The following is a 24613-nucleotide window of genomic DNA, read 5'->3' as shown; positions in this document are numbered from 1 at the left end:
TTCAGGTTGTTGAAACCTGAAACAAAAAAAAGGGATCAATAAAAATTGGTCCCTTTGATATATTTAGAAAAAAATATTAATATCCTCCTCTGTTACCGCCACGGTCATTCCCGCCACGGTTGTTTCCGTAACCACCACGGTTGTTATTGAAACTTCTTCTTTCGCTTTCAGGTTTTGGCTCAGATTTATTAACAACAATTGTACGACCTTGAACAGTAGCTCCGTTCAATTCATCAATTGCTTTTTGAGCCTCGCTGTCGTTTGGCATCTCAACGAAACCAAATCCTTTGCTTCTTCCAGTAAATTTATCAGTAATAATTTTAACTGAATCTACTGCTCCGTAAGCCTCGAAAGACTCTCTTAAATCTGCTTCCTCAATACTGAATGGAAGGCTTCCAACAAAAATGTTCATATATACTTATTTATAATAATATAGCAAATGTAGTTTTATTTTTCTCTAATCTACTATATATTAGTTTATTTATGTTTTTATTTTGATTTAAAAAAATAGACATCAATAAAACCAAACTATGGCAAATTATTTTTCTAATTCCCAGATGTTGCCGAAATTGGAATTTTGTAAAAAACACCTTCGGTAAAACTAATTTTTGGCTTTTCAGTATCTTTTTGATCCTCATTCAGGGCGTTAAATTTAAAGGTTCCTGAGATTGTTTTATTCTCTGTATTAAACTCAGTAATCACAATTTGTCCATCTCCTCTATCCGTACCTGTAGAAAAACTGGATGATTGCGACGGCTGCGTATTAGAATAACTTGCAGTCGAGATATTGTCACGCCCAAGGGCATAAGTTTGCACTCCTGTATTCGGAACTTTTAAAACTACTTTCTCAAATCCCAAATTACCTTCAATAACAATACCTCCGCTCGCAGAACTATAAGCATTAAAGGTTGTAGCGCGCCAAAACACATTTTCTTTTAAGCTTTGGAAGGCCGGATTATTAAATTTTATATCTTCAGAACAAGCAGAAACAATAAAAAGCAGCAATACTAAAGAAATTATTTTTTTCATATCACAATAAATTTGAGGCAAAAATAGCCTCAATTAAGATAATTAATTTAAAAAATGACGTTAAAAAGGACATAAATGCTTCAGAAATACACCTGAAATGCATTTAATATGATTTCGAACGTATAATTCATAAAAAAATTATATCTTTGCGCCCTTAATTAACAGGGGTCGAGTACCTCAAAATTTAATCATACGATTATGTCAGTAAAAATTAGATTACAAAGACACGGTAAAAAAGGAAAACCTTTTTACTGGGTTGTAGCTGCAGATGCACGCTCAAAAAGAGATGGTAAATACTTAGAGAAAATCGGTACTTACAATCCAAACACAAACCCGGCAACTATCGACTTAAACCTTGATAGCGCAGTTAAATGGTTACACAATGGTGCTCAACCAACTGATACTGCTAGAGCAATTCTTTCTTACAAAGGTGCTTTATTGAAACACCACCTTGATGGAGGTATCCGTAAAGGAGCTTTAACTCAAGAGCAAGCTGACGCTAAATTAGCTGCTTGGTTAGAAGCTAAAGCTGGAAAAGTTGATGCTAAAAAAGATGGTTTATCAAAAGCACAAGCTGATGTTAAAGCTAAAGCTTTAAAAGCGGAACAAGAAGTTAATGCAAAACGTTTAGCTGCTGCTGCTCAGGCTGAAGCTGACGCAATTGCTGCTGCTACTACTGCTGAAGCTACAGAAGAAGTTGCTGAAGTTGAAGCTTCAACTGAAGAAACTGCTACTGAAGAGAATAACGAAACAACTGAAGCATAATTTTAGCTGGCGGGAATGCGTAAAGAAGAATGTTTTTATTTAGGTAAAATCGCCAAAAAATTTAGTTTCAAAGGTGAAGTTCTGGCTTATTTAGACACGGACGAACCTGAGTTATACGAAAATCTGGAATCAGTGTTTGTTGAATGCAACAAACACTTGATTCCTTTTTTTATTGAAACAAGTTCTTTACACAAAAACGACTTCCTAAGAATTCGTTTTGAAGATGTAAACACAGAAGAAGATGCTGATGCCCTTGTTGGCAATGCCATTTATCTTCCTTTAACTATGTTGCCAAAACTTTCCGGCAACAAATTTTATTTCCACGAAGTAATCGGTTTTGAAATCGAAGACCAGCGCTTAGGTGTTTTTGGAAAAATCGCTGCTGTAAACGATACGACAGCACAACCTCTTTTTGAAGTTTTAAATGGCGAAGTCGAAATGTTAATTCCGATGATCGATCATTTTCTGGTAAAAGTCGACCGCGAAAACAAAAAGATTATCATGGATTTACCTGAAGGTTTGGTGGAGATGTACCTCTAAGCAGATTGTTAGACTGACTTAGATTGTTGGATTTTTAGACTGATTTTAGATTTTCAATCTTCTTTCTTACACTTAAAATCTTGCCATCATTACTACCTAATTCAATCTGAAATTAAAAATCATAAATCTTCAATCACAAATCAAGATGTTTCAATTCAAGCAATTTTCAGTTCTACAAGACAAAACCGCTATGAAGGTGGGTACTGATGGTGTTTTACTAGGTGCCTGGGCACCTATAAATCATAATCCGTTTAGTGTTTTAGACATTGGCGCCGGAACCGGAATTATCGCTTTAATGCTGGCACAAAGAACAAATGCAGAACAAATTGATGCTCTAGAAATTGATGAGGATGCTTATGAACAAGCCGTAGAAAATTTTGAAAACTCGCCTTGGGGAGACCGTTTATTTTGTTTTCATGCAGGTTTGGATGAATTTATAGAAGAACCGGAAGACGAATACGATCTGATTGTTTCGAATCCACCCTTTTATGCTGAAGATTATAAAAGCGAAAACGAACAACGTGACTTAGCGCGCTTTCAGGATGCAATGCCTTTTGAAGAATTAGTCGAAGCTGCTGATTTACTTTTGTCTGAAAATGGAATATTTGCCATCATTCTCCCTTTTAAAGAAGAAGAAAAATTTATTGCCTTAGCCAAAGAATCAGAATTATACCCTATTAAAATTACCCGCGTAAAAGGTACCCCTACATCTGTTGTAAAGCGCAGTCTTTTGGCTTTTAGCCGAAATGAAAATGCACAACCTGAAATTGATGAATTAACAATAGAAATTGACCGACACGTTTATACTCCTGAGTATATTGAGCTTACTAAAGATTTTTATTTGAAATTCTAAACTTGCTCAAAAAGACTTTTAAACTGATATAAGATTCTCTCGATTAAACGCAAATCTTCGGTTACGATCTCAGCACTTCCTTTCATTTCCTGTTGAAAAACAATTTGCTTTTTATAGGACGTTTCCAGTCCGTTTGGAAGCGCTACATCCAGCAATAAATTTCCATCTTTATCCGGAACTAAAGAGATATTTCGGATCTTTCCTCTTAGCACTCCGAATTCTCTGTCGGGAAAATTCGCCAATCTGATGTTCACCATCTGACCTACTTTAATTTTTCCCGAATTTAATGCCGGTGCTTTTACCTTACCTACAAAACCATTTTTGGTATCCGGAATAATCGAGAAGACGTTATCTCCAATATTAATAGTTTGATTCTCCGTCCAAACCTGTAAAAAAGTAACCACTCCACTTACCGAAGATCTTAAAGCATATGCCAGCTCCCAGTCTTTTATTACTTTTTTAAGCTGATAAAAAGACTGCGCCATATTTCTTCCTAAAGTAACTTCTTCTTTTGTCCCGCTGATTTGTGAGTTTTGACTTAATTTAGTATTCGTAATCAAAGCCGACTTTAACTGAGAAATGGAAGACAAAAGGCTCCTGTAATTTTTTTGCGCCTGAAGATATCCCAGTTTTTTAGCTTCCATTTCCTGTGCAGAAATGATTCCTTTATTGAATAAGGTTTCAAATCTTGCCATTTCATTTTTCTGAAGCTGCAATTCACTTTCATTAATCACTTTTTGCTGCTGCAAAATTTCCAATCTGTCTTTGATCTGAACTTTTTCAGAAACCTGTGCCCGATTTTCTACCTCAAAAGGCTGCAAGTTTTTATTCAACTGCTCGGCCAAATAATCCTTTTGAAAAACAGCAAAAGCACTTTCAATCTCTCCTAACTGAGTGTTTTTCAACAAATCGAACGGAAAAGCTTTCTTAGGGTCATTGATATTATATTCGTCAACGATCTTTTTCAACAAAAAAACATCTTTAAAATTAGCGGTGTTTTCAATGACGGCAAGTGTGCTGTTTTTCGAAACGATCGATTTATCTTTTACTAAAATTGCCTCAATACGACCCGATGATTTCGAAACGATCTTCTCTGGAGGAATATTGGTTGTAATTACAATTTGAGTAGTAACAACATCCGGATATTTGATAAACCAGGACACGAAAAAAAGCATCACAATAATGACAAATATCAAAACGGTTCCCCAACGAATCATCCAATGCGGTACTTTGGTTAGAATATCCTGAACTTCTTCACTTCTTAGTTCAAATGTAGTATCTTCTTCCATGTTTTAATTTCCTAATTGTAATTGATTCTTAACCAGTTCAAAATAATTCCCTTTTTGCTCTACTAAAACAGAATGACTGCCAATTTCGATGATTTTCCCTTTGTCTAAAACCACAATTTGATCGGCATTCATCACGGTACTCAAGCGATGGGCAATAACCACAACTGTCTTGTCTTTAAAGAAAATATCCAGTTTTTGCATGATTTCTTTTTCATTATTCGCATCCAATGCCGATGTAGCTTCATCAAAAAACAAAACTTCCGGATTTTTATATACAGCTCTTGCAATTAACAAACGTTGTTTTTGTCCGGTACTCATCCCAAGTCCTTCGGCACCAATTTTAGTATTGTACCCTAATGGTAAACCTGAAATGTATTCTTTTATATTGGCTACATCAGCAGCATATACCAAACGTTCTTTATCCACTTTATCAACTCCTATCGCAATATTGTTAGCAATAGTATCACTAAAAATAAACCCTTCCTGCATAACAGCTCCGATATTAGATCTCCATGCTTTTTGCGAAATATTTTTCAATTGTGTATTTCCGATGTTGATCTCCCCTTTTTCAGGTTCATAGAATTTCAATAAGAGCTTCATTAAAGTTGTTTTACCGCTTCCACTGACTCCTACTATCGCCGTAACTTTATTGGCCGGTATTTTCAATGTCAGATCTTCCAAAACAGGAATATCAGAACCTAAATACCTATAGGAAAGATTATTAATATCGATATCCGAATCAAACGGGACATCACTCGTCTGATAGACTTCTTGCTGTGTTTCGTCTTCTTTTTCATGAATTTCTGATAATCTGGCCAATGATATCTTTGCATCCTGAAGTTCCCTTACGAATTCTATAAGCTGCGTAATTGGCCCGTTTAAACTCCCCACTATCGAACTAATCGCCAGCATCATCCCCAGTGTAATGGAGCCGTCGATTACCAGTTTTGCCGATAGGAATATAATAAAGATATTTTTTAATTCATTGATTACAGAAGAGCCGATAGTTTGTGTTTGTTCTAAAACCAAGCCTTTTATCGAAACTCTAAAAAGTCTGGCCTGTATGTATTCCCACCCCCAGCGTTTTTGTTTTTCGGCGTTGTGCAGCTTTATTTCCTGCATTCCGTTGATAAGCTCCATTACTTTGTTTTGCTCACTGGAAACCTCTGCAAAACGCTTGTAATCGAGCACCTCTCTTCTTTTTAAGAACAAAGTAATCCATCCAAAATAAAGCAGACTACCGGCAAAAAACACCAGAAAGATCTTCAGGTTAAAATAAGCCAGAACACCTCCCATCACAAACATATTGATCACAGAAAATAAGACATTCAGAGATGATGTTGTCAAAATTCGTTCAATTCTGCGATGGTCATTAATACGCTGCATAATATCACCAGTCATTCGCACATCGAAAAACGAAATGGGCAAGTTCATCAGTTTAATAAAGAAATCCGAAATAAGAGAAATGTTTATTCGGGTAGAAAGATGCAATAAAATCCAGCTTCTGATAAGTTCCAAACCTGTCCTTCCCGCAAAAAGAAACAATTGAGCAAAAAGAATCAGATAAATAAAATGAATGTTCTGATTTTGAATCCCGACATCTACGATACTTTGGGTTAAAAACGGAAAAATAAGCTGTAATAAACTACTGGCCAGTAACCCTATACTTAACTGTAATAGAAACGACCTGTACCGAAGTACATATTGTGCCAACAACCCAAATCCGAGTCCATGATTGTCTTCTTTATCAAAATCAGATTGAAAGAATTTAGGAGTCGCTTCAATCAATAATGCTATTCCTTCCTGAGTAGATTCGTCTGCATTGTTTCCGATCCAGAATTTAATAAAATCCTCTTTGTTGTATTCGATCAGACCAAAGGCAGGATCCGAAATATAGTAGGTATTTTTTTTAATTTTGTAAAGTACTACATAATGATTTTTGTTCCAATGCAGAACACAAGGAAGCGGAGCCTCTTCTAATCGTTCGAGACTTAATTTCACCCCTAAAGTTCTAAAACCAATTTTCTCGGCCGCATCACTCAAAAAAAGCAAATTACTTCCTTCACGAGTTGTTTCACTGATGTCTCTCAACTCCTGAATGTTGATTGTTTTGCCGTAATGTTTCGCTATTATTTTTAAACACGTCGGCCCACAATCTTTATAATCGGCCTGCTTATAATTGGTAAATTTTTTCAATTTAATTTAGGGTTAATCATTTATGTACAAACAATCTTAGCATTATCTGTCTTACAAAAATATAATATTTATCCGCCAAAAAATCGCAATTATTTGTTTTTCCTTCTGATTTATAGTTAAAAAACAACAATGATCCTAAAAAAAAGATTTTACAGGGATTTTTCATATCAAGTTTAAGTCTACCAGACCATGTAAAGATCTTATTTCTATTCTTTACCACCTTACCAATTAAACAATATAAATGACTTTCTTAACTTGATCAAGAAGCGATGGATTAATCCAAAAAAAAACAGAGAAGAAACAAATCTTCTCTGTTAGAGTATTTAGAAACATATCTATTAGAAATACAACTTCTTTAGGACATGGCACTGGTTAACCCTAACCAATTAAAATCAACTCAGTGACCAATTTCCTAAGAATCCCTACACCAATCATCAATGTGGGGAAATTTGCTCAATGTTCCACGATCGAGCGCCTACAAATTAAAAAAAACATGACTAAATTCTAAAAAAGGCTATTTCGTACTTCTATTAAAACGCTAAAAAATTAATATCAAAAACGACCAAAGTCATTTTACCTTGTCTTATGTACTTCAACTCTGAAACATTCTGTAAATGCACAGGTTTATTTAACCTCCTTCTTATATTAAATGCTTCTCACAGAAATAAGACTATAAACAATCCTCAAGCACTGCCGGTATTGTACCGTTCGAACAAATCGAATCACATGTCACAAGAGTAGACGAACCTTTGCCCGGACAAACACAACATCTTTTAGGCGGATTAATTGGCTGCCCACCTATCATGCCTTTTTGCTCGAATGCACTTAGCTCTTGAGCACCTTCTAAGTTTAAAATGATTTTTAACATAACTAAAGGTTTTTGTTTTTTGAACTCCTACTTCAATCATTTTAAGACAGCTGAAGCTTCTGTCTGTTGCAACTATTTTTAGCTATTATGCTGTTTTTTCCAAAATAACTTCCTCTTTCTCTTCGATATAATCGTTTAAGAAGTATTTTAACTCTCCTAGTTCATATTCTGCCGGAAAAATTTTATCATTTACAATCTTAACTGGTGTGTAATTAAAATCGTTTTTAGAACACCATTCATATTGCTTGTTGATTTCCTGTGTTACCATCATGCTTACAGAATCAACAGTCCATTTTTTCAACCATTTTTTAAGACTCATATTTTTGATATGCCAGTCAGAAATAGCCTCAACCGTTTTTCCCGGTGTAGATCTGTTTATTGTTAAAAGTCTTTCAACTACTGCTTTATATGGATTTTCGGCATTCTCAGGATTTACATTAAACAACACATTTAAATGTATCTTTTCCGGAAATCTCAACACTAAATCAAATGCCTCCTGAAATGTTTTATGACAATGTCCACAACTAGGGCTGATGATTACTGATAACTTAACGGCCGCATTTCTATTTCCAAAATGTAATCCTCTTAGAGCATCAAGTCCATTTATATGAGGCACTTTTTTAGACAAGAAGTTCAATAAAGAGTAATTTCTTTTAAACTTTTTCATCTCTTTAAGTGAGCCTTCAGTCCCTAAGATATTTTTTATAATTGTTTTCAAAACTGCCCAAATGGGAACAAGAAGCGCCAATGAGAACAAGAATGGAAAAATTTCGGTAAAACTAAAACTCAACGTAAACAAATCTGACGCAAACCATATAGTACTTTGTACAAAAATCAAAGCAGACACTATTAAACACATTACACACCATCTTTGAATTTCAAATTTTTGAATCCAGATAGAAGACACAATAACCGGTATCGCTAATAAGCTTAAAAAACCTATGAAAATCGAAGATTCCAGTGGTTTTACCAGAATTGCAATCAAACTGGCCCCAAAAAACATTAGTGGTAAGTCCGGAAAGCTAATCCATTTGCTTTCATTACCTTCTTTATTATTGATTACAGAGCTACAGGAAGAATTAGAACTAAAATTGCAAAGTTTTGAAATGATACTATTCTTAAATCCCAGTTTTTCCTGAACAATGAAAATACTTACAATGAATCCTAAAATTGATGTTGTTAAAAAAACCAGGCTAAATAAATTGTATGTATTGTAAAAAAATGACAATCCAACTACCAACAAGAGCGGCAAACCATATTTTAACCAGCTGAATTCAACTTTTATTCTCTCTCTCGCTATAACATTGTTTGGTTCAATTGCAACTATAACCCCATTCCAGTCTAATAAAAACTTTTCATAAGCCATTTTCTGACTTCCTTTCTTCATTGTATTGATTCGAACAAAATTCTTTGCTTTTTCCACTAATATTAACTCTTCTTTGAAATAAGCCAAAAAATTTGAAGGCAAATCTACTATTTGCTCTTTCGGAACTCTTATCGCAGCATTCTCTACAGACAGTAAATCCAGAGAATCTGTTATCGCAAATAAACTAGGATAATTTGGATGAGAAAGGAACAAATCTTTAAACTCATTTTTAATCTCCGAGTACTTGTTTATTTGTAGAAATTTTTGGACAAGTTTTAACATCTTTTCGAGTCTTTAAAATCATAATTACACTGCAAAGATTGTTGTTTTTGTTGAGAAAAAAACGCTAGTAGTACACATTTTATTAATTATACTACATACAATTTATAAATTATATCAGTCTGAATAAAATCATAATTATCTGATTATCAATATTTTAATGCTTAAAAATTTTATCAGAACCCTCAAAAACCCTATTCTCGATTAAGCGTTTTCCTTTTTATATAGTTTTGATATATCAATAATCCTAAATCAAACAAACATGTCAAATCGAACACAAAAAATGGAAGATTTTCTATCTGAAAAACTATCCAAAAAAGAGCAAAAAATTGTTCAGGGAGGAGACGAACCTTGTACCCCTGGTGATCCAAATAGAGGGAATGGAAAAGGGTCTAATTAATCATTTAAAAAAATCAAATTATGAAAAATAAAAAATTAAACTTCGAAAATTTCAAAAGCAATACACTTTCAAAAAAAGAACAAAAAACGGTTCGCGGAGGTGATGATTCTAATAATCCTATAGAAACAATTACAGGGGATCCGAGTAGAGGAAATGGAAAAGGATCTAATTAATCAATTAAAAAAATCAAATCATGAAAAATAAAAAATTAAACTTCGAAAATTTCAAAAGCAATACACTTTCAAAAAGAGAACAAAAATCGGTTCACGGAGGTGATGATCCTGGTACTCCCATCGAAACAATTGCCGGTGATCCAAGTAGAGGAAATGGAAAAGGATCTAATTAATCGCTAAAGATCTACTAAAAATGAAAAATAAAAAATTAAATTTCGAAGATTTTACAAGCCATACACTTTCAAAAAAAGAACAAAAATCGGTTCACGGAGGTGACAACGATAGTAACAGAGGAAATGGCAACGGATCTACACAACTAATAAACCTACAACAATGAAAACTAAAAAAATAAAATTCGAAGATTTTGGGAACGAAAAATTATCCAGAAAAGAGCAACAAACAATTTTCGGAGGTGACGGTGACCCTTCCAGAGGGAATGGGAAAGGAAGTACTGACGAAATTCCTTAATAAAGATCTAAAAAACTTTTTAGATATTATTCGCAAACTGAGCTGGAGACACTCCAGTTCTTTTGCGAAATGATTTAGCAAATGACACTGCATTTTTGAAACCTACACTTTCTGCTATTGCCTGAGTTGAATATTTACGATACATATGGTTCGTAATCATTTCATTAATAACATAATTAATTTTCAACTCATTCGAATATTCACCAAAAGACTTACCAAATCGTTTGTTTACCACATAAGACAAATAAGTTGTATTTGTTTTTATTTTCTTAGCCACATAAGGCAAAGTAAAATCAGCATGCAAAAATTCCTGTTTACTCTCTAAAGCCAGCAATTTTTCTACTATTTTATTCTCTTTTGCCTCATCAATACTTAAATTGACATTCTCTTTCTTAAGCTGTAACTCCTCAGACTCCAGAACAGCAATCTCTGGTTCTGGTTCGTTTTTCTTCTCTAAATTAGCTTTAAACTCTTCTATTAAAGCATTCATTTTTTTATGCGCTTTATTCTTATCCCGTATGTTTTTTATCAGTAAGAATACGATACCTATAAATAAAACAACATAAAAGACTTTCAAAGCTTTATTCAGAAAAACGTCGTACTTATACTTCTCCTGAATGGTAACCATCTCACTGGTCAAATCTCCTACACCAAGTTTATAATTTACTTCCAGAATCTCATCATTTAATTTTGATTCTGATTTTTCGTAATTGTCAAGGTAAATTTTTGAATGTTTATAAGCCAGTTCCGGCTCTTTTAGTATGTTATAAATCTTTGCCTGATAATAATTTGATTTCAGATGATCTACCTGATTGGTTTTAGTTAACTCACCAATAGAATCTGATTTTTTAAAAAACACTAATGCCTTATCATACTTCTTGGTATTATAATACAAGTCTCCTAAATTATAATTAGTAGTACATAAGATTTCCTGCATATTATTTTGATTGGCCAGAAAGATGATGTCGTAATACGTTTTTTCGGCATTTTTGTATTCTTTCAGCTCACCATAAATATTCCCTAAACTTAATTTCGCTACAATCTTATTGTCCGGAAAATTTTGAGAATAGCTAATGGTTTTTTGGTAAAAATACTCCGCAGAGTCAAGTAAAACTTTCTTTTTAGGATCTTTCATATAAAAGCTTTCATATGATCCTGCTAAACTAAGATTGATGTTACTCTTATTATTAAGATATTGCTGCTTGGTATAAACGCTCTGGTTTTTATCCACAAAATCATTGAGACTCCGCAAATCCTTAATCGCTAATCGATAATTACCTACAGCAACATTTATAGCCGCGATATTACTCTTAAACTTAACAATTTGAATAATATCCCCAATCTTTATAGAAAGTTTTATTCCTTGTTGGTAATTTTCGATCGCATCACTGTAATTCTCTCTTTTCCATTCTGATAATCCGGCATAATTATACAAATAAGACCGAAGTTGAGTTTTCTCTTTATCATCCGGCATTTTATCTAAGTAATTTAATGCTAACTGGTATTTTTCCTTAGATTTTACTGCATTTCCTTTTAACTGAATCAAATAAGACAATGCAGCATTTGCAAAAGCCAGATGTTTATTGTTATTAGATCTTGCCAGCTGATTAGCATATACGATCGAACTGTCAACATTAGCATTTGCCGTTAGTCGAATTTTGTCTTGTAATATTAAGTACTCTTGTTCCGTAAAATCCTTTTTCTCCTGAGAAACAGCGACATTTACAACAAAAAAGAGTATAAAAGAGATGATCAGCCTCATTCAATTCGTTTTTGAATCTCAAAAATAGCTTATAAATTCACAATAAACTAAAATTAATTCGTGTTTATACTATTTTCCTTCTTTGCCATTTATAAAAATATAACAATTTAACAGCATTTTGTTATATTTTTATTGCGTAGATTTGTATTATAAAACTATCAAAAATGAAACCAGACCTATTTCAAGCACCAGATTACTATAACTTAGATGACTTATTGACAGACGAACACAAACTAGTTCGCGAATCGGCACGAGCCTGGGTCAAGAGAGAAGTTTCCCCAATTATAGAAGAATATGCTCAAAAAGCAGCATTCCCTACACAAATTATAAAAGGACTCGGCGAAATCGGTGGTTTCGGACCGTATATTCCGGTAGAATACGGAGGTGCGGGTCTGGATCAGATTTCTTACGGTTTAATTATGCAGGAGATAGAACGCGGAGATTCCGGTGTTCGATCGACTTCATCCGTTCAGTCTTCCTTGGTAATGTATCCGATCTGGAAATATGGAAACGAAGAACAGCGAATGAAATATTTACCAAAACTGGCTACCGGAGAATTCATGGGATGCTTTGGTTTGACTGAACCGGATCACGGTTCTGACCCGGGAAGCATGATCACTAATTTTAAAGATATGGGAGATCATTATCTTTTAAATGGTGCCAAAATGTGGATTTCTAACGCTCCTTTTGCCGATATCGCAATCGTTTGGGCAAAAAATGAGGAAGGAAGAATTCACGGTTTGATCGTTGAGCGCGGAATGGAGGGCTTTACCACTCCTGAGACACATAATAAATGGTCTTTGCGTGCCTCCTCAACGGGAGAATTAATCTTCGATAATGTGAAAGTTCCTAAAGAAAACTTATTACCTAACAAATCCGGTCTTGGTGCACCTCTTGGATGCTTAGATTCGGCACGATACGGAATTGCCTGGGGAGCTATCGGAGCTGCAATGGATTGCTACGATACTGCTTTACGCTATTCTAAAGAAAGAATTCAATTTGGAAAACCTATTGGAGGAACGCAATTGCAACAGAAAAAACTAGCTGAAATGATTACCGAAATCACAAAAGCACAGTTATTAACCTGGCGTCTGGGTGTTTTACGCAACGAAGGAAGAGCTACAACCACACAAATCTCAATGGCGAAACGCAACAATGTTGATATGGCCATACATATTGCACGCGAAGCCAGACAAATGTTGGGCGGAATGGGTATTACAGGCGAATACTCGATCATGCGCCATATGATGAATCTGGAAAGTGTTATTACTTATGAAGGAACTCACGACATTCATTTACTAATAACGGGGATGGATGTAACTGGAATTCCAGCATTTAAATAATGAACAACTATTAAAATATATACAAAACCAATACAAAAAGCTTCTTCTTAACGAGAAGCTTTTTATATTTGCATAAAAAATTCGAAAATGAATATTGAAACTATCAACAATAGCATTCAACCCCAAAAAGATCAACTTCTACAACATTCATTATACAATAAAATTCAGAGCATTGACGATCTTCATCGTTTTTTAGAAACTCATGTTTTCGCTGTTTGGGATTTTATGTCCTTACTAAAAGCATTACAATCTAAGCTTACCTGTACTTCTACCCCTTGGTTCGCGACAAAAAATCCTGAAACAAGATACTTAATCAATGAAATCGTTTTGGCAGAAGAAACCGATTTAAGTATTGATGGAAAAAGACAAAGTCACTATGAAATGTATATTGAAGCCATGGAAGATTGTGGTGCTGATACAAGCGGAATCAACAACTTTCTGGCCGAAGTAAACTCCTTGCATAATATTTTTGTTGCCATAAAACAGAGTTCCCTACATCCTGACACAAAAGCTTTCTTAGATTTTACTTTTAGAGTAATCGAAGAAGGAAAACCTCATCAAATTGCCGCAGCATTTACTTTTGGAAGAGAAGATTTGATTCCGAGTATGTTTACCGCGATCCTGAAAAACTTCCAGAAAAATCTTCCTGAAACGGATCTAAATAAACTTTTATACTATTTCGAAAGACATATCGAATTGGATGCTGATGAACACGGACCAATGGCGATGCAAATGATCACTGATTTGTGTGAAGATGATGCACAAAAATGGAAAGAAGTGGAAGAAATTTCGATTTTAGCATTAGAAAAACGTATCGGACTTTGGAATGCTATTGAAGAAGAAATTCTGATGAAAACTGAAATGGTCTAAAAACCGAAACAAGTTATTTAACGTAACTATTTGTTTAAAATGAACCGAAACTTAATTTGTCAAAATTATGAAACTGCATTTCAAACAAATAGTTATTGTTATCCTCTCTATATTCCTGCTAAGCTGCAGTTCTGACGAAACGAATTCGGAAATAACTACTTTTCCAATTACTCCTCTTTTCGGTTCCATCAAATATTTGGCTTTAGGAGACAGCTATACCATCGGACAAAGCGTCTGCGAAACCTGTGGATTTCCTGAACAGTTAAAATCGAGTTTAACAGCAATTTATCCACAAGCTGGTTTTTCATTAAAAATAATTGCGACCACCGGATGGACTACTACTAATTTAATTTCGGCAATAAACACCCAAAATCCGGATCCTAACTATGATTTAGTCACGCTTCTCATCGGGGTTAACAATCAATATCAGGGCAAGAGTTTTTCGATCTATGAGAAAGAGTTTCCGGAACTTGTAAACAAAGCAATTGTTTTAGCAAAAGGGAATAAAAAAAGGGTAATAGTGATCTCAATTCCGGATTATGCTTATACTCCTTTTGGCAAAATACAAATGGAGGGAGAAGGTGAAAGAATTTCAAGCGAAATCAATCAATACAATTCCTTTGCCGAGAATTACTGTAAACTTAATAATGTTGTTTTTGTTTCGATAACCGATATTTCACGTAAAGGTCTTGACAATCCTGATCTGGTAGCTGCAGATGGCTTACACCCTTCCGCCAAGGCTTACACTTTATTTACTGAACGTATTTTACCTTCGGTAAGGATAGCATTACAGGACTAATATTTAAAATATCAATTGGAAAAATATCCTTAATTTTATCAAAAGTTATTCTTCACCAATCAAAAATGACCTCATACAATTGACTTTTGAAGAAGTAACAATAATTGACTGCAGTCTATAATCTTTTAAATAATGCAGATTTCACCATCAGTAAAATTATCACCTTACATTAAACATTATCTTTTTTTAGATACTAAAGAGGTATCCGAACAAAAGCTTCGTCTGTTTTCTGATGGTAATACCGGTATAGTATTTTCTGTAAAAGGCAATCTTACCTCTGATCTAAACAATCAAGACGTTCGGAGCTTCTTACCGGATTCCTTTTTATACGGGCAACTTACAGGGTTTAAAGACATTTATTCGAACCATGAAATCAATCTTGTAATTGTTGTTTTTCAGCCTAACGGGATTCATCAATTGTTGGGCATTCCGGCTTATGAATTTCTCGACTCTATTGTTTCTATTGATACTATTTTTAACAGAGACGGTTTAATTCTTCAGGAGCAGCTATGCGAAAATTATACGATCTCAAAGAAAGTTGAACTTCTCAATCATTTTTTCGGTACTTATATTTCCGACAAAACAGCTTCTCACCAATTAATTATTGAAAGTTCACTTCGTTTTATTACCGCGTACAAAGGAAGTTTTAATGTAAACCAACTGGCTAAATTTACAGGTTATACCGAACGTCATCTGGAAAGAAAGTTCAAAGAGTGCATTGGATTAAATCCGAAGAAATTTGGAAATATTATCAAACTGCATTATTTCTTAAAACTATTAAAAGATAAGTCTGTCGATACAAATCTCACAAACATTAGCTACGATGCCGGTTTTTCGGATCAGTCTCATCTGATAAAGGAATTCAAAAAACACACGGGAATCACTCCAAAAGAGTACTTAAACAATACCGGAAAGCTAACCAATAATCTCATTAAAACTGTTTCGTCTATTCTGCTTTAGAATGTCGGTTTTGTACAATTTTTTAAATAATACTGATGCTACTTTTGTCTCCAATCAATAGTAAGCATTATGAAAAATTTAAAAATAGCCACTGCTCAGTTTGAGAATAAAAGCGGCGACAAAAGCTATAACTTGTCTGTAATTGAAAAACTTTCACAACAGGCAGCAAGTCAGGGCTGCGATGCGATCTCCTTTCACGAGTGTTCCATAACAGGCTATACTTTTGCCCGACATCTGTCAAAAGAGCAAATGCTAAACCTGGCAGAATTAATTCCGAGTGGAGAAAGTATTTTGAAATTAATCGAAATTGCCCGAAACCATAACATTGTGATTCTGGCGGGGCTCTTTGAAAAAGATGAAAACGATAATTTATTCAAAGCTTATGTATGCGTAGATGAAAATGGTTTGGTTGCCAAATACCGAAAACTACACCCGTTTATCAATCCACACCTTACTCCGGGTGATCAATACTGTATCTTTGAAATTAAAGGCTGGAAATGCGGAATCTTAATTTGTTACGACAACAATATTATTGAGAATGTTCGCGCTACCACTCTTTTAGGTGCTCAAATTATTTTTATGCCACATGTTACGATGTGCACTCCTTCGACCCGTCCAGGTGCCGGATTTGTCGCTCCACAGCTTTGGGAAAACCGTGAAGCTGATCCTACTTCTCTCCGACTGGAATTTGACGGCATGAAAGGCAGAGACTGGCTGATGAAATGGCTTCCAGCAAGAGCCTATGACAATGCGATTTATGCCGTATTCTCGAACCCAATTGGAATGGACGACGATCAACTAAAAAATGGCTGTTCGATGATTGTTGATCCTTTTGGGGATATTCTTTCCGAATGCAGGTCTTTTGAAGACTCTTTTGTAACGGCAATATTAACTCCTGAAAAGTGCCTTCAGGCTGGTGGAAATCGTTACATAAAAGCAAGAAGACCAGAATTATATAAAGACATTATTGGCCAGGAGCATCAATCCGAACAAAATGTGGTCTGGCTGGATTCTAATACAAAAAGTTAAAACTGACGTATCATGCGACTTTACGCGTCTTAAAGATTTATCTTTGGAAGATTCATTAATCTACAGCATACCACCCAATAATGGAATTTTTTAAAACTACAAACGAGGATATCGATGCCGTTTTTGATCTCTACAATGCCGCTACCTCTTATCAAAAAACAGTCAACAACAAAAGCTGGAGAGGCTTTGAGAGAACACTTATAGAAAAAGAAATTGCCGAAAATCGTCACTTTATCATCAAAGAGGGAGATGAAATTGCCTGTACCTTTGTTCTTACCTTTAACGATTTGATTATCTGGAAAGAAGCCAGTGCAGACCCTGCGGTTTATCTCCATCGCATTGCAACCAACCCTAAATTTAGAGGTCAGTCGTATGTTAAAAAAATCATCGAATGGGCAAAAATATATGCTAAAAAAAACAACAAATCATACATCAGACTTGACACACACAGCGGTAACGAAAGGATAAATAAGTATTACACCAGCTGCGGTTTTGAATACAAGGGAATCAGCACCATCGAATGGACAAGTGAACTACCGGAACATTATAAGGAAGGTTCTTTTAGTTTGTTTGAGATTAAGCTGTAACATCTAATATAAGTAAGCTCATTAAAAGAAACGGCTTGTGAATAAAGTTTCACAAACCGTTTCTTTTTTATTTGAGATTCACATTTAATTTATTTTTTAGTTTTCCAAATAAAGCCATCTAAAATATAGTGTGTAAACTGAGGTACACTCAGAAGCGGCACTAATAGAAATTGCCATCCTGAAAAATCGAAATTACTTACCGTGATATTTTCATTCCAAACGAAAAACTCCCAGAGAAATTCTTCTGAAAAAGCAATTAACACTAATATGCCAATGTAAATTAAAATGCCATTGTATCTCTTTAAATAAGCCAAAGCACCTATTTCTTTACTGCTCTTTCCATCAATTTCTTTAAAATACACTAAAGCCATATAAGGAATTCCGTGTGAAACTACATTTAGCAAAGTAAAAATAAGGTCGTCGTTGAAGTAAACAATTCCAAAATACCACGAAAGTACAGTTCCCAAAATAATGCTGTTTTTAGGGATGTTAAAGAATTTAGTTTTAACGGAAACGATTGTAGTGCGAATAACGTAAAGGGATAGAATGGCACTATATACCCAAAACAAAATTTCTAAAATGGCTTTATTTTCAAAATGAAAGAATTCATTTTCAACAAACCAATTGAACTTTCTTTTGGAAGAAAAAAACCAAAACAGCATTGGGTAAACTGTAGCAGCATAAATTGCCAGATTATCAATCCAGACGGAGGCCTTTGTTTTCTCTTCCTTGCGAGCATATAATCGCATAAACCCATATTGCTGCCGAATAAAATGAAAAACAGCTATATACGCCAGAAAAGACCAAAAAACTAAGCTTCCGAAAGAGAATAAGACTAAACCGGTAAGAAAACAAATAACAGGTAAAAGAATCAATCTCTTCTTGTCTTTCAGAAATTTCTCTTTTACAAAATAGGTTTTAAATAAGGTGGCATAAACATGTGCTACATCAATAAATACAATTAAAAAAAGCCAGGTGTAAAACGAATAATTATTTTCGATCGAAGTAATATAGTTCTGAAAAACAAAAATAACGGCCAGCACAAAAAATGACGGTCCAATGATTAACAATGAATCTGTTTTTGCTTTATGAATCCAGGGCTGTTCCATCTAATATTTTATTTACGGCATTAATTCCCTGATGAAAAGCTTCCTCAAAAATTGAAATCCCCGACAAATCAGAGTGTGCAAAATAGATTAGATTTTCAATATTCTGTGAAGCTTTCTCTTTTGCTTCTCCAAAGATAAAATCAGGCACCGGAGAGATCATACCATGTCCTAATAAGAAAACTTCCATTTCTTCAGTATCATTTTCAATGTCCGGATGTGCAATTTTCAGATCATCAAGAACAACCTGTTTCCAATATTCTTTGTCTTTTTTGTAGATTTCTTTACGTGTTTTCTTTAGATCTGCAGATGAGAAACTATGATAATACGTAATCACTTTTTTGTCCTGAACCTGATTTAATGTTTGATGCTGTGCATAAACGTAACCGAGACCTTTTGCTTCATAAATCACATTATCCCACGAAAGAGGAAAACTTAAATTATCTGTCAGATTGTTTACCACTAAAGTCGCCAAAAGCCAAGGTGTGTAATGAAAATGTTTTGTAAATTGTTTACGGTCTTTTATGAGGTATTGATTTACAAATTGCGGCGTTGCCATGATAACGCTATCCGCTATTATTTCTATTGAAGACTTGTTAACATCATCAAATGCCTGAACAACAACCTTCTCTTTTTCAATTTTCACCTCATAAACCAAATGATTTTTGAGTGTTTTTTGCGCTGTGTATTTTTTAAGATGATGTGCTAATCTGGCATTTCCTTCCGGCCAGGTTAAAACGCTATCGGATTTTTCTACAGCTGCATCTTGTTTTCGTCCTGCAAAATAATGAATTCCCGCCCAGGCTGAGACAAAAGTAATTCCTAATCCAAAATCATCTTTACAGCAATAATCAATATAATTAAACAGGGGTTTTGATTTAAAATTATTCTTCTCAAACCATTGCTGCATAGTAATTTTATCCAATGCTCTTGTTTTTTGATCCTTGGAAGAAAGACGTATTGGAATATCAAATAAGTATTTCTGATCTTCTCCTTTTGCGCTTCTAAAAGCATCCATTTCTCTGAAAAATCGTTGAAATTCTTTATGTTCTTCTTCTGAATTTCCTTCCTTTGGAACAACTCCTTCCTGCCAATTGTTTTTATAAAACAACCTTTCATCCGGTGCAAAAGTTAGTTGCAATTCATCAAAAACCGGAAGCCCTTTTTTATCATAACTCAAAATAATCTTTTCTTCTTCAAGAAAACCAAGAAGCTCTTTATCATTAAAATTTGGAAGAGGCAAATAATGTGCTCCCAGAGGGTATTTAGAATATTTATTTTGACCATTTGAAGAGTTCCCTCCCAAATGATCTGCCATTTCAATTAATAAAAAATCAGAGATTCCCTTTTTATGAAACTGACGTGCAGCGCTCAAACCTGAGATTCCACCACCTATAATTAAATAAGGAATTTTTACCTGTTGTTGTGGTTTCGGAAAATCTTTTATCCACAATCGATGTCCTAAAAGATGATTTGTTCCTGATAACCGGATCATCAGGACTGCTATTTTATCAGAACAAAACTGTATAAAAGGAAGTAAGAGCAAAGATGCTGTGATTCCTTTTACGAAATTCCGTCTTCCTTTATTGCAATTTTCCCCATTCTTCATCAAAATAGCGTACTAAAATCTGGTTATCCAAACGATTAATTTCTATTTCATTTGAAATCATATCGTTGGTAAAATAATTAAATCTGTCAAACTGATAATTGTAAAATTTCAATCCCGGACTTTTTCTATGCACTTCGTTAAAACCGGATCCAAAACCATTGATTGCAATGGTATAACCCCATTCTCCAAACGAAGGAACGTAGGCATGATAAGCATCTACCTGAGGAAAAACCTGCATTACTGTTTTATTGATACACCAGAATGACTTAGGCGCAAAATAGGGTGAAGTCGTCTGAATGACAACTGCCGCATTGGGTTTTAAAATTCCTTTTATAGTTTGATAAAAATTCAAAGAATATAACTTTCCTAAGCTATAATTTGACGGATCGGGGAAATCTATAATCGCAACGTCAAACTTCTCCTGACAACTTTTTGCCCAGATATAAGCATCCGTATTTATAACTGTAACTTTCGGATTGTTTAATGAATTTTGATTGAACTTCGTCAATACTTTATTAGTTTTAAAAAGTCTGGTCATCCCTTCGTCCAGATCGACTAAAGTTACTTTTTGAACCTCTTTGTATTTCAGAATTTCCCGAACTGCCAATCCATCACCTCCTCCTAAAACCAGAACATTTTTTACCACTTTTGCCATTGACATTGCCGGATGAACTAAGGCTTCATGATAACGATATTCGTCTACAGAACTAAACTGAAGATTGTTGTTTAAATATAGTCTGTAATCGCTTTTATTATGTGTTAGAACAATACGCTGATACGGAGTTGTGTTGGTATAAATTATGTTTTCACCATATAGTTTCCCTTCTGAATAAGATAGGATTACATCGGAAAAGATAAAAACCGTAAGCAGAACACCGAATGAAAAAATAGCTTTTACTTTTAAAAAATAAGGCTTTTTCAGTTCTTTTTTAAGCAAAAAACACAACACTATGGCGATACTAACGTTGATCATTCCGAAGAAAAGTGAAGTTCCCATTATCCCTAATTTCGGAACTAAAACCAAAGGAAAAAGTATTGACGCCAATAATGCCCCGATATAATCGAATGTAAAGACATTAGAAACCAAGTCCTTAAATTCGACTTTGTCTTTTAAAATGTTCATCAGAAGCGGAATCTCTAATCCGACCAAAAAGCCCGTTACAAAAACAAACAGGTATAGTATGAACTGAAAAGACTCGACGCTTTCGAACAAAAGAAATAAAACAACGGAACTTAATCCGCCTATTAAACCCACCAAAATCTCGATCTCGACAAATGTATTGAGCAGGTTTTTGTGAAAAAACTTTGAAAAAAAGGAGCCAATACCCATCGAAAACAGGTAAACTCCAATAATAAATGAAAATTGTTTTACGGAGTCGCCTAATAAATAACTTGCTAACGTTCCTGCAACTAGCTCATAGATAAGCCCGCAGGTCGCAATAATAAATACGGCAAACAGCAAAAGAAATTCAAACCTTAGAAACTTTTTACCCATGAATCGCTGCACTAATGATCATCGAAATCCCGATGATGAATGCGGCCAAAACAATTGCAACGGCAACATTATTTTTCTCCCCTACCTCTTTCCAGGTGTTTTCCGGTGTAAGTTTTTCGATAATTAAATAAGCTACCAGTAAAATGATAATTCCTAAAAAAGAAAAAATAACTGAATTAACTACTGGTTGAACATGTATTAAATCCATAGTAAAATATTATTTGTGATAAAAACGGTTATAAGAAGTCCGGCTTCCAGTTGACTTGTAATTTTCTGTGGTTTCGCAATCGCAAATTCGGTTTCCCGCAATTGCAAAATAAAGATAAACTCCAAAGCAAAAAAGTCCTATTGCTAATGAAGCTGCATTATTATAGATAAAATCCGAAATTTTTTTCATGACTATTTATTCATCGTAACGAGAATAAGAACTATCAGCCCATCTCTCTTTTTCAAAATTATACGTAAAAAACCATATTATTAAGTAAATGACAATCATACCAATAACGACCATCCAGACATTTCTGTTTGATGGTTCGTTCCAAACTACATTTACACGCATTTCACTATTATTGACATCTTCCGGTGCTTTCATTGGGGTTATCAAAAGATGATATCGTCCTGCTTTAACACCGCAAATATTAAACTTCTCCATATTGTCCCCTTCTGTCCATGATTCTCCATCAGAATAACCGTGATAAAATTCTATGTCTTTATTGGCATAAATTTCATCATTGGTCATTTCATCTACTAAAGCAACATTAAGATTTGCCCAGGAATTATCAACATCTGTAGCAACTGTAATAGTCAGCGGTGCCGAACCGCCATTTAGAATAAAAGCATCACTTGTAATTTCTTTATTATTAAATTCAGTAAATTTTATGGATTTGGAAAATACCTTTTGTTTAAATTGATCCTTATAGATAAACCAATTGGTTGCTATCAGCAATGCAGCAATACAGCAAAAAATAATTGCTGTATTATTAAGGTTAAACCGGGATGGCTGAATCATGTTTACACCAAACTTATAAGGCAGTACAACATTTTTAAAAGCCTTTTTTATTTCTTCCTTTTTAATGTATTCTCCATAAAAAGCTGTTTCAACTCCATTCATTCTTTCAACAGAAATCATGTAAGGTGGTCTTATATACTCCACTAAATGAATATTCTTATTCTGAGGCAATTCGAAATCGAAAAACCCCTGAGCGTTTATAATTGCAGCATCTGAATATTCGAAAATATTATAGTCTTTGTCATTATGCTCCAGAACCAAAGGATGTTTTTTTACCTCAAAAACCTCTTCCATTTCAGTTAGTAAAATCCAATGTCCGTTAGAAACCGAAAGGTAAATACACTCGTTTTCGTGATTCTCCAATATAAATTCTGTCCATCTGTAATCAGGATGAACTTTTTTCACCAAGATCCCTGTGACTTTATATTCGCTTCCTTTCAAAAAACCAACATCACCAATAGCCAACGGAAAATCATTAAGTGTGGTTTTATACTGAGATCTTCTGCGAAACTGCCCTTCATCATCACGAGTATACAAACTCTGACAATTGGGACATACAAAATTCACAACATCAAAACCAACTCTTAATTCAGTTTCTGTATTACAATTGTAACAAGTAATTTTCATATCCTATCGATTGATTTCAAAATCTTTAATAATTCTTCCTTCAAAATAGCTAATATAATCCGCCATAACATCTTTAACTTTCTGTGAATTATCCTGAAGATAGTTACACAGATAAACATCCAATGTAAGTTGATTGTATTCGGGCCAGGTATGTATGCAGATATGAGATTCTTTTAAGCAGAATGAAATTGTAAAACTATCGTTGTCGAAATTATGTACAACCACCCCTACCTTTTCCAGTCCATATTTTTCTAAAATCATATTGGTCGCATCAACAAAGCCCTTACTATTGGTTAGTTTCTGAGTTTCATCGACATGTAAAGTAACCAGTTTATGCAATCCTGGTGAGTAAGGAGGTAAATCCATTCTAGTTTTTTAGGGAACAAAAGAGGCCAAATATATAATAATTTCTTTAATAAATTTAACTTAAAAATACGTCTTCAAAATCTTCGACAATCTTCTATTTTTAACCTTCTGAAGGATTGCTTTTTCTGTTTTTAAAACCCTTTTAATATTACTTTTACTAACCATTTGATTTTTGATAAACTTATTATTGGTGAACTTCCATAATGGAGTTGTGCCAAAGTAGAAAAACCGTATTTTTGTATCAATAATGAAAAGCGTATCTTACAAAAACGAACTTGTTTTTTACCAAAATCGATCATTCTTTTATAATTTTAAATATCTTTGAATATGAGCATAGCAGAAAAACCATATCATATAGGGCGAAAAATAAGTCGTATTCGTGAACTGAAAGACATGAAACAAGAAGCATTGGCACAGGCTTTAGGTATATCTCAACAATCTGTTTCTACTATAGAAAACAGCGAAACCATAGATGAAGAAAAACTAAAAGAAGTGGCAAAAGTTCTTGGAGTTACGGTTGAAGCCATTAAAAACTTTTCAGAAGAAGCCGTTTTTAATTATTTTAATAATATTTATGATAATGACTTTAGCCATAGTAACGGAGCCATTCAATCAAATAATTGCTCATTCAATCCTCTTGATAAAGTTGTAGAACTTTACGAACGTTTAGTGCAGGCTGAGAAGGATAAAAATGAATATTTGGAGAAGTTATTGAACAAGAAATAAGTTTTTAAAAAATACCATAGAAAAAGATTTTTTTGTTTAGATCTCAAAAGTAAAAATCCCACAATTTCAAAAAAAAGAAATTGTGGGATTTTTTTATTA

The 24613-nt window shown here is 34.2% G+C and carries 27 protein-coding genes; 15 read left to right on the top strand and 12 right to left on the bottom strand.

Features of this window, described 5'->3' with window-relative positions; translation table 11 throughout:
• Window positions 1–76: 76 nt before the first annotated feature.
• On the bottom strand, window positions 77–412 hold the full coding sequence (locus tag ACAM30_RS09570) for an RNA recognition motif domain-containing protein (RefSeq protein ID WP_369618283.1): 336 nt from the start codon (window positions 410–412) through the stop codon (window positions 77–79).
• 134 nt (window positions 413–546) lie between these two features.
• The gene (locus tag ACAM30_RS09565; protein ID WP_369618282.1) at window positions 547–1029 is read right to left on the bottom strand and encodes a DUF6252 family protein; all 483 of its coding nucleotides are present in this window, start codon (window positions 1027–1029) and stop codon (window positions 547–549) included.
• Between the two features lie 198 nt (window positions 1030–1227).
• Here ACAM30_RS09565 and ACAM30_RS09560 point away from each other — a divergent pair, with 198 nt between their 5' ends.
• The 3 genes from ACAM30_RS09560 to ACAM30_RS09550 all read left to right on the top strand — a co-directional run bounded on the left by ACAM30_RS09560 (window position 1228) and on the right by ACAM30_RS09550 (window position 3187).
• On the top strand, window positions 1228–1794 hold the full coding sequence (locus ACAM30_RS09560; protein WP_369618281.1) for a 30S ribosomal protein S16: 567 nt from the start codon (window positions 1228–1230) through the stop codon (window positions 1792–1794).
• Window positions 1795–1809: 15 nt separating this feature from the next.
• The gene (gene rimM / locus ACAM30_RS09555; RefSeq protein ID WP_369618280.1) at window positions 1810–2334 is read left to right on the top strand and encodes a ribosome maturation factor RimM; all 525 of its coding nucleotides are present in this window, start codon (window positions 1810–1812) and stop codon (window positions 2332–2334) included.
• A gap of 145 nt (window positions 2335–2479) precedes the next feature.
• The gene (locus ACAM30_RS09550; protein ID WP_369618279.1) at window positions 2480–3187 is read left to right on the top strand and encodes a tRNA1(Val) (adenine(37)-N6)-methyltransferase; all 708 of its coding nucleotides are present in this window, start codon (window positions 2480–2482) and stop codon (window positions 3185–3187) included.
• Here ACAM30_RS09550 and ACAM30_RS09545 read toward each other — a convergent pair.
• From ACAM30_RS09545 to ACAM30_RS09535, 3 genes are all read right to left on the bottom strand, one after another.
• Window positions 3184–4476 (bottom strand): HlyD family secretion protein, encoded by a 1293-nt coding sequence (locus ACAM30_RS09545; protein ID WP_369618278.1) that lies wholly within the window; start codon window positions 4474–4476, stop codon window positions 3184–3186. The two genes, ACAM30_RS09550 and ACAM30_RS09545, sit on opposite strands and share 4 nt — an antisense overlap.
• Before the next feature lie 3 nt (window positions 4477–4479).
• Window positions 4480–6672, bottom strand: coding sequence for a peptidase domain-containing ABC transporter (locus ACAM30_RS09540; protein WP_369618277.1), 2193 nt, complete (start codon window positions 6670–6672; stop codon window positions 4480–4482).
• Window positions 6673–7625: 953 nt separating this feature from the next.
• On the bottom strand, window positions 7626–9188 hold the full coding sequence (locus tag ACAM30_RS09535; protein ID WP_369618276.1) for a vitamin K epoxide reductase family protein: 1563 nt from the start codon (window positions 9186–9188) through the stop codon (window positions 7626–7628).
• Window positions 9189–9468: 280 nt separating this feature from the next.
• Here ACAM30_RS09535 and ACAM30_RS09530 point away from each other — a divergent pair, with 280 nt between their 5' ends.
• The 5 genes from ACAM30_RS09530 to ACAM30_RS09510 are packed head-to-tail and all read left to right on the top strand — an operon-like array spanning window position 9469 to window position 10226.
• On the top strand, window positions 9469–9585 hold the full coding sequence (locus tag ACAM30_RS09530; RefSeq protein WP_369618275.1) for an rSAM-modified peptide: 117 nt from the start codon (window positions 9469–9471) through the stop codon (window positions 9583–9585).
• A 20-nt stretch (window positions 9586–9605) separates the two neighbouring features.
• A complete protein-coding gene (locus ACAM30_RS09525) occupies window positions 9606–9758 on the top strand; it encodes a TIGR04149 family rSAM-modified RiPP (protein ID WP_369618274.1) in 153 nt (50 codons plus the stop codon).
• A gap of 20 nt (window positions 9759–9778) precedes the next feature.
• Window positions 9779–9931, top strand: coding sequence for a TIGR04149 family rSAM-modified RiPP (locus ACAM30_RS09520; protein WP_369618273.1), 153 nt, complete (start codon window positions 9779–9781; stop codon window positions 9929–9931).
• Between the two features lie 20 nt (window positions 9932–9951).
• Entirely contained in the window at window positions 9952–10095 is a 144-nt protein-coding gene (locus ACAM30_RS09515; RefSeq protein ID WP_369618272.1) for an rSAM-modified peptide, read from the top strand.
• Complete coding sequence (locus ACAM30_RS09510; RefSeq protein ID WP_017494658.1) at window positions 10092–10226, top strand: hypothetical protein; 135 nt, start codon at window positions 10092–10094, stop codon at window positions 10224–10226. The genes ACAM30_RS09515 and ACAM30_RS09510 overlap by 4 nt, the downstream gene beginning before the upstream one ends.
• A gap of 19 nt (window positions 10227–10245) precedes the next feature.
• Here ACAM30_RS09510 and ACAM30_RS09505 read toward each other — a convergent pair whose 3' ends face one another.
• A complete protein-coding gene (locus tag ACAM30_RS09505) occupies window positions 10246–11988 on the bottom strand; it encodes a helix-turn-helix domain-containing protein (protein WP_369618271.1) in 1743 nt (580 codons plus the stop codon).
• Window positions 11989–12152: 164 nt separating this feature from the next.
• Here ACAM30_RS09505 and ACAM30_RS09500 point away from each other — a divergent pair, with 164 nt between their 5' ends.
• From ACAM30_RS09500 to ACAM30_RS09475, 6 genes are all read left to right on the top strand, one after another.
• Window positions 12153–13331 (top strand): acyl-CoA dehydrogenase family protein, encoded by a 1179-nt coding sequence (locus ACAM30_RS09500; protein ID WP_017494656.1) that lies wholly within the window; start codon window positions 12153–12155, stop codon window positions 13329–13331.
• Window positions 13332–13418: 87 nt separating this feature from the next.
• Window positions 13419–14201: a DUF3050 domain-containing protein gene (locus tag ACAM30_RS09495; protein ID WP_369618270.1), complete on the top strand. Its 783-nt coding sequence runs from the start codon at window positions 13419–13421 to the stop codon at window positions 14199–14201.
• A gap of 67 nt (window positions 14202–14268) precedes the next feature.
• Window positions 14269–15000 (top strand): SGNH/GDSL hydrolase family protein, encoded by a 732-nt coding sequence (locus ACAM30_RS09490; protein WP_369618269.1) that lies wholly within the window; start codon window positions 14269–14271, stop codon window positions 14998–15000.
• Window positions 15001–15132: 132 nt separating this feature from the next.
• Window positions 15133–15960, top strand: a complete 828-nt coding sequence (locus ACAM30_RS09485; protein WP_369618268.1) for a DUF6597 domain-containing transcriptional factor — start codon at window positions 15133–15135, stop codon at window positions 15958–15960.
• Between the two features lie 69 nt (window positions 15961–16029).
• Window positions 16030–16989 carry a nitrilase family protein gene (locus ACAM30_RS09480; protein ID WP_369618267.1) on the top strand — a complete coding sequence of 320 codons (960 nt, stop codon included), beginning with the start codon at window positions 16030–16032 and terminating at the stop codon, window positions 16987–16989.
• A gap of 80 nt (window positions 16990–17069) precedes the next feature.
• A complete protein-coding gene (locus ACAM30_RS09475; protein ID WP_369618266.1) occupies window positions 17070–17576 on the top strand; it encodes a GNAT family N-acetyltransferase in 507 nt (168 codons plus the stop codon).
• Window positions 17577–17665: 89 nt separating this feature from the next.
• Here ACAM30_RS09475 and ACAM30_RS09470 read toward each other — a convergent pair whose 3' ends face one another.
• The 6 genes from ACAM30_RS09470 to ACAM30_RS09445 form a co-directional block, all read right to left on the bottom strand.
• Window positions 17666–18685: a hypothetical protein gene (locus tag ACAM30_RS09470; protein ID WP_369618265.1), complete on the bottom strand. Its 1020-nt coding sequence runs from the start codon at window positions 18683–18685 to the stop codon at window positions 17666–17668.
• Window positions 18663–20177: an NAD(P)-binding protein gene (locus ACAM30_RS09465; RefSeq protein WP_369618264.1), complete on the bottom strand. Its 1515-nt coding sequence runs from the start codon at window positions 20175–20177 to the stop codon at window positions 18663–18665. The genes ACAM30_RS09470 and ACAM30_RS09465 overlap by 23 nt, the downstream gene beginning before the upstream one ends.
• An 88-nt stretch (window positions 20178–20265) precedes the next feature.
• On the bottom strand, window positions 20266–21786 hold the full coding sequence (locus tag ACAM30_RS09460; protein ID WP_369618263.1) for a polyamine aminopropyltransferase: 1521 nt from the start codon (window positions 21784–21786) through the stop codon (window positions 20266–20268).
• Window positions 21779–21994: a DUF350 domain-containing protein gene (locus tag ACAM30_RS09455; protein WP_369618262.1), complete on the bottom strand. Its 216-nt coding sequence runs from the start codon at window positions 21992–21994 to the stop codon at window positions 21779–21781. The genes ACAM30_RS09460 and ACAM30_RS09455 overlap by 8 nt, the downstream gene beginning before the upstream one ends.
• A 195-nt stretch (window positions 21995–22189) precedes the next feature.
• Window positions 22190–23422 carry a DUF4178 domain-containing protein gene (locus tag ACAM30_RS09450; RefSeq protein ID WP_369618261.1) on the bottom strand — a complete coding sequence of 411 codons (1233 nt, stop codon included), beginning with the start codon at window positions 23420–23422 and terminating at the stop codon, window positions 22190–22192.
• Between the two features lie 3 nt (window positions 23423–23425).
• The gene (locus ACAM30_RS09445) at window positions 23426–23788 is read right to left on the bottom strand and encodes an S-adenosylmethionine decarboxylase family protein (protein ID WP_369618260.1); all 363 of its coding nucleotides are present in this window, start codon (window positions 23786–23788) and stop codon (window positions 23426–23428) included.
• A 327-nt stretch (window positions 23789–24115) separates the two neighbouring features.
• Here ACAM30_RS09445 and ACAM30_RS09440 point away from each other — a divergent pair, with 327 nt between their 5' ends.
• Window positions 24116–24514 (top strand): helix-turn-helix domain-containing protein, encoded by a 399-nt coding sequence (locus ACAM30_RS09440; RefSeq protein WP_369618259.1) that lies wholly within the window; start codon window positions 24116–24118, stop codon window positions 24512–24514.
• The last annotated feature ends 99 nt before the right edge of the window (window positions 24515–24613 follow it).

This window comes from Flavobacterium sp. CFS9 (assembly GCF_041154745.1).
Lineage (GTDB): Bacteria > Bacteroidota > Bacteroidia > Flavobacteriales > Flavobacteriaceae > Flavobacterium.
This window is presented reverse-complemented; position numbering and strand designations above follow the sequence as displayed.

Excerpts from the sequence above, each read along its gene's own strand:
- ACAM30_RS09570 (WP_369618283.1), bottom strand. The coding sequence starts at position 412 with ATGAACATTTTTGTTGGAAGCCTTCCATTCAGTATTGAGGAAGCAGAT.
- ACAM30_RS09565 (WP_369618282.1), bottom strand. The coding sequence starts at position 1,029 with ATGAAAAAAATAATTTCTTTAGTATTGCTGCTTTTTATTGTTTCTGCT.
- ACAM30_RS09560 (WP_369618281.1), top strand. The coding sequence starts at position 1,228 with ATGTCAGTAAAAATTAGATTACAAAGACACGGTAAAAAAGGAAAACCT.
- rimM (WP_369618280.1), top strand. The coding sequence starts at position 1,810 with ATGCGTAAAGAAGAATGTTTTTATTTAGGTAAAATCGCCAAAAAATTT.
- ACAM30_RS09550 (WP_369618279.1), top strand. The coding sequence starts at position 2,480 with ATGTTTCAATTCAAGCAATTTTCAGTTCTACAAGACAAAACCGCTATG.
- ACAM30_RS09545 (WP_369618278.1), bottom strand. The coding sequence starts at position 4,476 with ATGGAAGAAGATACTACATTTGAACTAAGAAGTGAAGAAGTTCAGGAT.
- ACAM30_RS09535 (WP_369618276.1), bottom strand. The coding sequence starts at position 9,188 with ATGTTAAAACTTGTCCAAAAATTTCTACAAATAAACAAGTACTCGGAG.
- ACAM30_RS09530 (WP_369618275.1), top strand. The coding sequence starts at position 9,469 with ATGGAAGATTTTCTATCTGAAAAACTATCCAAAAAAGAGCAAAAAATT.
- ACAM30_RS09525 (WP_369618274.1), top strand. The coding sequence starts at position 9,606 with ATGAAAAATAAAAAATTAAACTTCGAAAATTTCAAAAGCAATACACTT.
- ACAM30_RS09520 (WP_369618273.1), top strand. The coding sequence starts at position 9,779 with ATGAAAAATAAAAAATTAAACTTCGAAAATTTCAAAAGCAATACACTT.
- ACAM30_RS09515 (WP_369618272.1), top strand. The coding sequence starts at position 9,952 with ATGAAAAATAAAAAATTAAATTTCGAAGATTTTACAAGCCATACACTT.
- ACAM30_RS09510 (WP_017494658.1), top strand. The coding sequence starts at position 10,092 with ATGAAAACTAAAAAAATAAAATTCGAAGATTTTGGGAACGAAAAATTA.
- ACAM30_RS09505 (WP_369618271.1), bottom strand. The coding sequence starts at position 11,988 with ATGAGGCTGATCATCTCTTTTATACTCTTTTTTGTTGTAAATGTCGCT.
- ACAM30_RS09500 (WP_017494656.1), top strand. The coding sequence starts at position 12,153 with ATGAAACCAGACCTATTTCAAGCACCAGATTACTATAACTTAGATGAC.
- ACAM30_RS09495 (WP_369618270.1), top strand. The coding sequence starts at position 13,419 with ATGAATATTGAAACTATCAACAATAGCATTCAACCCCAAAAAGATCAA.
- ACAM30_RS09490 (WP_369618269.1), top strand. The coding sequence starts at position 14,269 with ATGAAACTGCATTTCAAACAAATAGTTATTGTTATCCTCTCTATATTC.
- ACAM30_RS09485 (WP_369618268.1), top strand. The coding sequence starts at position 15,133 with ATGCAGATTTCACCATCAGTAAAATTATCACCTTACATTAAACATTAT.
- ACAM30_RS09480 (WP_369618267.1), top strand. The coding sequence starts at position 16,030 with ATGAAAAATTTAAAAATAGCCACTGCTCAGTTTGAGAATAAAAGCGGC.
- ACAM30_RS09475 (WP_369618266.1), top strand. The coding sequence starts at position 17,070 with ATGGAATTTTTTAAAACTACAAACGAGGATATCGATGCCGTTTTTGAT.
- ACAM30_RS09470 (WP_369618265.1), bottom strand. The coding sequence starts at position 18,685 with ATGGAACAGCCCTGGATTCATAAAGCAAAAACAGATTCATTGTTAATC.
- ACAM30_RS09465 (WP_369618264.1), bottom strand. The coding sequence starts at position 20,177 with ATGATCCGGTTATCAGGAACAAATCATCTTTTAGGACATCGATTGTGG.
- ACAM30_RS09460 (WP_369618263.1), bottom strand. The coding sequence starts at position 21,786 with ATGGGTAAAAAGTTTCTAAGGTTTGAATTTCTTTTGCTGTTTGCCGTA.
- ACAM30_RS09455 (WP_369618262.1), bottom strand. The coding sequence starts at position 21,994 with ATGGATTTAATACATGTTCAACCAGTAGTTAATTCAGTTATTTTTTCT.
- ACAM30_RS09450 (WP_369618261.1), bottom strand. The coding sequence starts at position 23,422 with ATGAAAATTACTTGTTACAATTGTAATACAGAAACTGAATTAAGAGTT.
- ACAM30_RS09445 (WP_369618260.1), bottom strand. The coding sequence starts at position 23,788 with ATGGATTTACCTCCTTACTCACCAGGATTGCATAAACTGGTTACTTTA.
- ACAM30_RS09440 (WP_369618259.1), top strand. The coding sequence starts at position 24,116 with ATGAGCATAGCAGAAAAACCATATCATATAGGGCGAAAAATAAGTCGT.